This window comes from Rhodococcus maanshanensis NBRC 100610, assembly GCF_001894865.1.
Taxonomy (GTDB): domain Bacteria; phylum Actinomycetota; class Actinomycetes; order Mycobacteriales; family Mycobacteriaceae; genus Rhodococcus_G; species Rhodococcus_G maanshanensis.
Window position 1 is genome coordinate 193,523 of the sequence record NZ_BCXA01000003.1, and the last position, 6,170, is coordinate 199,692.

The following is a 6,170-nucleotide window of genomic DNA, read 5'->3' on the forward strand; positions in this document are numbered from 1 at the left end:
GCCGGGCGGCGGATCGGTAGGTCTGGGATCGTGGGTGCCATGTCCGATCGAACACCGCGGGTCCGATGGCACGGGCACGCCACCGTCTCGATCACGGACGGCGGGACCACCATCCTGACCGACCCGATCCTCACCGACCGGGTCGCACACCTGCGGCGTAGACGCGGACCCAATCCGCTCCACACCTCGGGCCAGGTGACGAACCCGCTGCGCCCGGACGCGGTGGTGCTGTCCCATCTGCACGCGGACCACACCCATCTGCCCTCACTGAGACTGATCGGCGGCGACGTGCCGATCCTCGTCCCCGCAGGCGCGGTCGGCCAGATGTCGGGGCTCCGGGCGTTCGGCGATCGGTTGATCGAGGTGAGCCCCGGCGACGAGGTGCGCATCGGCGGTGTGCTCGTCCGCGGCGTTCCGGCCGAACACGACGGTCGACGCTGGCCACGCGGGCCGCACCGGGTGCGGGCGCTCGGATACGTGATCGAGGGCGAGGGGCGTACCTACTTCGCCGGGGACACCGCCCTGTTCGGGTCGATGTCGGACTGGATCCCCGAGTGCGATGTGGCTCTCATCCCCGTCGGCGGGTGGGGGCCGAGTCTCGGCCCGGGCCACCTCGACCCGGCAGCGGCGGTCCGCGCGGCGGTCGCGGTCGGCGCCCGCACGGCGATCCCGGTGCACTTCGGCACGCTCTGGCCGATGGGGTTCGATTCGGTGCGCCCCGAACGCTTCTACGGGCCCGGCGCCGAGTTCGTCCGCCGGATGGCGGAGGCGGGTCTGTCCGCCACCGAACTGCGTCCCGGCGAGTCGAGCTGAGGGGCAGCCAAAAGCAACCCAAGAGAGACCACATCGGCCGCGGCGTCCCGACGGATCTGGGTAACGTCGGGGTTCGAGGATTCGATGAAAAGGGTGGCTCGGGCGTATTCCCCCATGAGAAGATTGGAAGATTCTCTACCCGGAGTTCTGCTCGAGGCTGACGGACCTCGGCGGGCGTGCATCGATCGGAGTCGGTGCAGGTCAGCCCAGATTGCTAAGGCGGCGGCGGATGGACACGTCGAATGGTTCCCACGGGGCCGGAAACGGATTCTCGGCGGCGCAGCGCGAGCTCGAGGTGTTGCGAACCGAGCTCGACGATGTCGACCGGCATCTGCTCGAGGACGTCCGTGCACGCATCGAGGTGTGCACCCGGATCGCCAAGGTCAAGAGGCGGCATTCGATACCGATGATGCAGCCGCAGCGGGTCGGTTTCGTCCAGGACCGCGCGCAGACCTACGCGGTCGAGCACGAGCTGTCCCCAGACTTCTTCCGTTCGCTCTACGAGCTGCTCATCCGCGAGACCTGCCGAGTCGAGGACCTGATCATCGACGCGGACGGATCCGAGCCGGAGGGTGCGAGCGGTCCGTCCGGACGTGGGGGCTGACGCCCATGACTCCGACGCGAACGCTCCTCATCGACAACTACGACTCCTTCACCTACAACCTCTACAGTCTGCTGGCCGAGGTGAACGGGGTCCCGCCGACCGTGGTGACGAACGACGTCGACTGGGCGTCGGTGAACCTGGCCGACCACGACAACATCGTCATCTCTCCTGGGCCGGGAAGGCCGGACCGGGACCGGGATTTCGGCATCAGCGCAGCCGCGATCACCGATGCCGATCTGCCCGTTCTCGGCGTGTGCCTTGGGCACCAGGGGCTGTGTCACCTGTTCGGCAGCCCGGTCCTGCCCGCACCGACGCCCATGCACGGGCGGGTGTCCGAGGTCCATCACACGGGGGAAGGACTGTTCGCGGGTATCCCGTCGCCCTTCCGCGCGGTCCGGTACCACTCCCTGATCGTCGAGCATCTCGATGATGAGCTCGAGGCGCTGGCCCATACCCGCGACGGCCTCTTGATGGCGGTGCGCCACCGAGAGCGTCCGCTCTGGGGCGTCCAATTCCACCCGGAGTCCATCTGCACCGATCACGGCCGCGCGCTGCTGACCAATTTTCGGGATCTGACCCCCCGAGCGCGGGCGGGCTCCCGTGGGGCAGCGGCGCGCCCGATGACCCTGCCGCTTGCCGAACCCCGCTATCGCGTCGACAGCGTGCGCATCGACAGGGCACTCGATCCGAAGGAGGTCTACGAGGTCCTGTTCGCACGCGGCCCGAACAGCTTCTGGCTTGACGGCAGCGCGGCATTGGAGCCGGATTCGCGGTTCTCCGTCATGGGCGACTGCTCCGGCCCACTGGCCGAGTACGTCACCTACAGCGTCACCGAGACCACAGTGCAGGTGCACCGGCAGGGGCAGCTCGCGCGGGAGGTACACACCACCTTCTTCGACTACATGGACAAGCAGTTGCGCGCTCGCGCGGTGGCCCCCCGCCCCGATCTCCCTTTCGGTTTCTGCCTCGGCTACGTCGGGTACCTCGGCTACGAGCTGAAGGCGGACACCTGTGGGCAGCTCGTCCACACCTCGCCGAATCCGGACGCCGCCGTCGTCTTCGCGGACCGAGCCCTTGTGCTCGACCACGAGGCCGACTGCTGCTATCTGCTCGCTCTCGACGACGGTTCCGACGACCAGGACGGCACCCGCTGGCTGACCGAGACGGCGGTCGCACTTTCGGAGTTCGATGTGGTCCCCCACGAGCCGGCGTCCCCGCCCCCGCTGGTCCATCTCGACGCCGACACCGAGCCGCGGTTCCGGCACGACCGGGACACCTATCTCGCGCTGATCGAGCAGTGTCTCAGCGAGATCCGGTCCGGCGAGTCGTACGAGGTGTGCCTGACCAACACCGCGACCCTGAACGGAGCGATCGACCCGCTGGATCGCTATGCGTGCCTGCGCGAGATCAGCCCGACCCCGTACAACGCGCTCCTGCAGTTCTCGGGGATCTCGGTCCTGAGCGCCTCGCCCGAGCGCTTTCTCCGGATCGGCGCGGACCGGGTGATCGAGTCCAAGCCGATCAAGGGCACCCGGCGGCGGTCGTCCTCGCCGGACACGGACGAGGCCCTGCGCCGCGACCTCGGTGACAGCGAGAAGGATCGCGCCGAGAACCTGATGATCGTCGACCTGGTCCGAAACGACCTGTCCCGCGTCTGCCTGCCGGGATCGGTGCACGTCCCGAAGCTGTTCGACGTCGAGACCTACGCGCCTGTGCACCAATTGGTCTCGACCATTCGCGGCACCCTGCGGCCGGGCGTCTCGGTGGTGGACTGCATCCGGGCGACCTTCCCCGGAGGATCGATGACCGGCGCGCCGAAGGTGCGGACCCTCGAGATCCTCGACAAGCTCGAGGACGGCCCGCGCGGGGTCTACTCGGGTGCGATCGGGTACTTCTCGCTCACCGGCACCGCTGATTTCTCCATCGTGATCCGGACCCTGGTCGCCACGGCCGACGAGGTGACGTTCGGTGCGGGCGGCGCGATCATGGCCATGTCCGACCCGGACGAGGAATACGAGGAGACGATGGTCAAGGCCGTCACCATGAAACGTTGCCTGTCCATGAACACCGACCATCCGGACCAGGCCGGACCGTGATCGGCACTGGATCTGCGCGGGCGTCGTCGCAGTTCCGCACCGCTGTGGTCGTCGGCGGCGCGGGATCGGTCGGCGCGATGCTGGTGGCGTTGCTGCGCGGCGACGGGGCCCGGGTCCTGGTGGTCGATCCCCGCTGTGCGGCGCGCACAGACACCATCACCGACGCGGATGCCATGGCTGCGGACCTGACGGCCCCGACCGGGGAACTCCTCGAGGCGCTGCGCTCTGCCGACCTCGTGGTGCTGGCCGTGCCGGAGTCGGTCGCGCTGGCCGCCGCCCCCGATATCCCCGTGCTCATCTCCCCCGGCACCCTGCTCGTCGACACGCTGTCGGTCAAGACGCGGTTCGCGCGCGCGCTCACGGACTCAGCGCCGGGGCTTCCGGCCGTCGGGGTCAACCCGATGTTCGCGCCGGACCTGGGTATGGGGGGCCGGCCGGTGGCCGCGGTCACCTATCGCCGGGGTCATCAGGTCGACGGGTTCCTCGCGTCGCTGTCCGGATGGGGGGCCGAGATCGTCCGGCTCGCACCGGAACAGCACGATCGGATCGTGGCGGCGACGCAGGCGCTCACGCACGCCGCGGTATTGGCCTTCGGCCTTGCGCTTGCCGAGCTCGATGTGACGAGCGAGGAACTGTCCGCCACCGCGACCCCACCGCACACGGTGGCGCTGGCTCTGCTGGCCCGGATCGGGGTCGGGAACCCGGCGGTGTACCGGGATGTCCAGGCCGGGAATCCGTTGGCGGGCAGGGCACGCGACGCCCTGGCGGCGGCGGTGACCCGGTTGTCGGCTGTGGTCGAGCACGGCACCGAGGCCGATTTCGATGCGCTGGTGTCCGCCTCGCGTCGTCCTCTCGGCGACCGCACCCGCCAGTACGGCGAGCTGTGCGCGGAGATCTTCCACGGCCTGGCATCCGAGGAGGTATCGGTGCGATCGGAGGTGATCGAGTCGTGACAGGTCCATTCGAAACGTACGGCGGGGTGTTCGGGTTCGAGGGCCTGCTGTCGCCGCCGTCCCTGCCCGAGTGCGACGAGTCGAATCCGGTCGAGAGCGCGGTGATCTGCAGCCTGGTCAGGAGCTGGCCGCGCCGGGCGACGGTGCGGCGGGTCGAACCCGAGCTCGACGACTTCTTCGATCCGGCCAAGGCCGACTTCCCCGAGGAACTGCTCCCCTTCCGCGAGCACGACCTGTACCGCTGCCTGGACGAGACGAAAAAGGACCGGCTGCGGGCCTGGGGATGGATCGCCTACAACAAGAACGTGATGGACATCGAGCAGTTCGTGGTGAACCCGGGTTTCCAGTTGCTCTCCCGCGACGCGTTCGGCACCGGGCTCGGCGATCGCCACCGCGCGGCGGCGCTGCAGTCGATGGTCGACGAGGAGTACCACACCCTGATGCACCTCAATGCCAGCGCCGCGACGCGCAGGCACCGGGGTTGGCCGTTGCGCGAGGACGCCCTGCCCACCGCCCAGACGGTCCGGCGCCACCACGCGGCTGCCGTGGGCCACACCGATCCGCGGGCCGCCGCGCTGACGACCCTCGCCTTCACCACGGTCGCCGAGACGTCGATCAGCGCCTACCTGGCTCTGATGACCGAGGACGAGGAGGTGCAGCCCGTGAACCGGGCGACCGTGGCGCTGCACCGCCGCGACGAGCTCTGTCACTCCTCCATCACCGGCGATCTGGTGACGATGGTGTACGACGGCCTCGACGCGGACGACCGGCACACCCTGCTCGAGGGTCTGCGTGACGGGGTGGACGCGTTCACCGGGAGCGATATGACCACCTGGCGGTCCATCCTCGAACGGGAAGAGGTCACCGGTGCGGGCACTATCATCGCGGACGTCACGGCGGACAGCGACCGCAAGCCGATGGTTCAGGACTGCAGTGCGATTCGGCGGCTGTGCGAGCACCTGGGCATCGCGAAGGACGTCCGCCCTGCGTGGTGACAGGTGTGAACGAGAACGAGCACGTCAGCTGTGACCCTGTGCTGCTTCGGCTCTCTCGACGGCCGCGCGAGTGAGATCGATGAGTTTTGCAGTGTTCTCGGTGGTGGCCGGGTAGCCGGCCGAGGTCACTCCGACAACGAACTCGCCGGTGAGCGCGCCGTATCCGATGTGCGTGTCATCGCCCTGACTGACGATGCCTGCGAATGCCCTGTCACCGATATCGACCGGTGCAGGCAGCGCTACGAAACCCTGGACGGCTTCACTTTTGTCGATCGCTTGCTCGAATGCAGTCGAGGCCGAGTCGGAGCTGGGATATCGATCTGCTGAAATGGTCACCTTCCTGCCGCCGTCCCCTTCGTAGATCGCCATTCTCGTCGCCTCGGGTGTGCCGGCAGCATCAGGGTTTTCGGTCGGCGTGTTCTGTCTGGCCATCTCCGGGAAGTGGTTCTGTACGACGTCCAACGTGACCAGAGCCTCCTGGGGCAATTGGTTCGTCCCGGATGTCGTGACGTGGTCGTGCGATTCGGCACCGGGCTGCGTGGGTTGCTGTCCGCAGCCTGATGCCAGCACGACTCCTGACAGGACGATCGAGAGCGTGACGATAGGTGCGCGACTGCCGATACGTCGCACACGGTTTCGCTCCCTTTGTTGCACCTCGCTCGTTCCTCTCTCGTGGGACAGCCCACGGAACGGACGGTGGTCGGCGACC

Annotated in this window: 6 protein-coding genes; 5 read left to right on the top strand and 1 reads right to left on the bottom strand. The window is 68.2% G+C overall.

All coding sequences use genetic code 11. From position 1 onward, the window contains the following. Window positions 1–39: 39 nt before the first annotated feature. The 5 genes from RM1_RS02375 to RM1_RS02395 all read left to right on the top strand — a co-directional run bounded on the left by RM1_RS02375 (window position 40) and on the right by RM1_RS02395 (window position 5,461). The gene (locus RM1_RS02375; protein ID WP_072749827.1) at window positions 40–813 is read left to right on the top strand and encodes an MBL fold metallo-hydrolase; all 774 of its coding nucleotides are present in this window, start codon (window positions 40–42) and stop codon (window positions 811–813) included. A 229-nt stretch (window positions 814–1,042) separates the two neighbouring features. Continuing rightward, entirely contained in the window at window positions 1,043–1,417 is a 375-nt protein-coding gene (locus tag RM1_RS02380) for a chorismate mutase family protein (RefSeq protein ID WP_051637367.1), read from the top strand. Window positions 1,418–1,422: 5 nt separating this feature from the next. Further along, the gene (gene pabB, locus RM1_RS02385) at window positions 1,423–3,513 is read left to right on the top strand and encodes an aminodeoxychorismate synthase component I (RefSeq protein WP_072749828.1); all 2,091 of its coding nucleotides are present in this window, start codon (window positions 1,423–1,425) and stop codon (window positions 3,511–3,513) included. Window positions 3,514–3,590: 77 nt separating this feature from the next. Continuing rightward, window positions 3,591–4,466, top strand: a complete 876-nt coding sequence (locus RM1_RS02390) for a prephenate dehydrogenase/arogenate dehydrogenase family protein (RefSeq protein WP_083576488.1) — start codon at window positions 3,591–3,593, stop codon at window positions 4,464–4,466. Next, entirely contained in the window at window positions 4,463–5,461 is a 999-nt protein-coding gene (locus RM1_RS02395; RefSeq protein ID WP_245815941.1) for an AurF N-oxygenase family protein, read from the top strand. Before RM1_RS02390 ends, RM1_RS02395 begins: the two co-directional genes overlap by 4 nt. Window positions 5,462–5,485: 24 nt before the next feature. On the opposite strand, the gene RM1_RS02400 is transcribed toward RM1_RS02395, so the two are convergent. Beyond that, entirely contained in the window at window positions 5,486–6,091 is a 606-nt protein-coding gene (locus RM1_RS02400; protein ID WP_245815943.1) for a hypothetical protein, read from the bottom strand. Between the last annotated feature and the right edge of the window lie 79 nt (window positions 6,092–6,170).

What these genes read in the sequence shown, in the direction of transcription:
- RM1_RS02375 (WP_072749827.1), top strand. Translation starts at nt 40, where the DNA reads ATGTCCGATCGAACACCGCGGGTCCGATGGCACGGGCACGCCACCGTC.
- RM1_RS02380 (WP_051637367.1), top strand. Translation starts at nt 1,043, where the DNA reads ATGGACACGTCGAATGGTTCCCACGGGGCCGGAAACGGATTCTCGGCG.
- pabB (WP_072749828.1), top strand. Translation starts at nt 1,423, where the DNA reads ATGACTCCGACGCGAACGCTCCTCATCGACAACTACGACTCCTTCACC.
- RM1_RS02390 (WP_083576488.1), top strand. Translation starts at nt 3,591, where the DNA reads ATGCTGGTGGCGTTGCTGCGCGGCGACGGGGCCCGGGTCCTGGTGGTC.